This is a genomic window from Paenisporosarcina sp. P4_D4 (assembly GCF_056401835.1).
Genome location: NZ_JBFUIO010000289.1, coordinates 1 through 1,422 on the forward strand (window position 1 = coordinate 1; position 1,422 = coordinate 1,422).

Below are 1,422 nucleotides of genomic sequence, written 5' to 3' on the forward strand. Positions count from 1 at the left end.
TCTACTGCTTGAACAGTTGGTTCAGAATCTTTAATAGGTTTATTTGTGGCTGTGCGTGGTTTCCGTGTATTTCTTGTCTTTTGTTCTGCCATTGTTTATTTCCTCCTTTTATTCAAAAAAGAGAAAAGATGATAAACATCTTCTCTCTAAAAGTTTATAGTTTATTTAATTTTAAGATAAAGTGTAAATACCAAATAATGAACTGAATACTGTTTTCACACCAAATTTTGTAAGGTATAGGTATTCAAATGACATATCATTATTTTCTTGCTCGTTTTCAGTTTGCTTCATGTAGTCATCACCTTCATAAACAACTTTAATGAATTGATCACCAGTTGTAGGCAATACTAAGATTTGTTTGTCGTCATAAGCAAATTCGAAAGTATTAGCTTTGTGCACAACTGGCAACTCAACAAGAGTCATTCCGTTATAAATCCCAATACGACCCTTTGTATTTTTGTCGACTTTCATTTCCTCAGAAATCCAGTTTACACTTGCTCCATTAATAATCGTTGATAATCCTTTTGTAGTACCAACTACGATAGCGTTACCAGCTTCAGCTCGAACGTGCTGGTATAATTCAATTAACTTATCTTCAGCATAAGTACCTGTTGCAACGAATTCAGCAGGTAATTGAGAAGATGTAGAAGCGAATGTAGCTGCAACTTCTTCGTATACTTTAAGTTTCAATGCTTGTGAGACTTTAGCCACTAAACGAGCAAATGAAACACGACCAGTCATGAAAGCTTCAAAATCAGCGTAAACACCTACAGAGTATGCTTTAGTATCGACAGAGAATTTTGTACCGCCTTCTAATTTTTGTCTGCGGATATTCCAGTGGTTACCTGAATGTTGAGATACAGTCAAGATAGCGTCATCTTCTAAATAGAATTCGTTTAAATCTCCACGAGCAATGTTTTTGATTTCAGCAAACTGCATGAAGAATTCATCTTCTTCCACGCCTTTTAAGAAACCTTCAGCAATTACTTCTGTTAAAATTTCAAATACTAGTTCACGATTGTGAGTGTTACGCATTGTTTTACGATTTACTTTTTCTACTTCTAGAACGTTGAAAAACTTTTCACGCAATTGAGTGTCAAAATCCTTACCTTCTGAAAAGTTTAATACTTGTTGTGGGTTACGTACGTAGTCCACGCATACTTTTACTAATTCTTGTTTAGATGTCATTATAATTTTCCTCCAATAATTTTAAGTTATAATTTATTAATTAAACAGATAAAACTTCTAATACTACATAAGTAGTAGCAGTTTGAGTAACGTTTACAGCTAAAGCTCCACCAACTGTTTCAAGTTTTACGACTTTTGCTTTAAAACCAGTTGCAGGTGGTGTTGCAGTAGTTTTTAATTTGTAACCACCAGCAGCAGCTACGATATCACCTTCAGCAGGTTCAGTTACAAATC

The 1,422-nt window shown here is 34.3% G+C and carries 2 protein-coding genes; both read right to left on the minus strand.

The features are described 5' to 3' along the window. Window positions 1-171 precede the first annotated feature (171 nt). On the minus strand, window positions 172-1,188 hold the full coding sequence (locus AC1DSL_RS18200) for a hypothetical protein (protein WP_477533330.1): 1,017 nt from the start codon (window positions 1,186-1,188) through the stop codon (window positions 172-174). A gap of 40 nt (window positions 1,189-1,228) precedes the next feature. Continuing rightward, the coding region (locus AC1DSL_RS18205; RefSeq protein WP_477533331.1) for a hypothetical protein at window positions 1,229-1,422 on the minus strand (194 nt) is incomplete at its 5' end.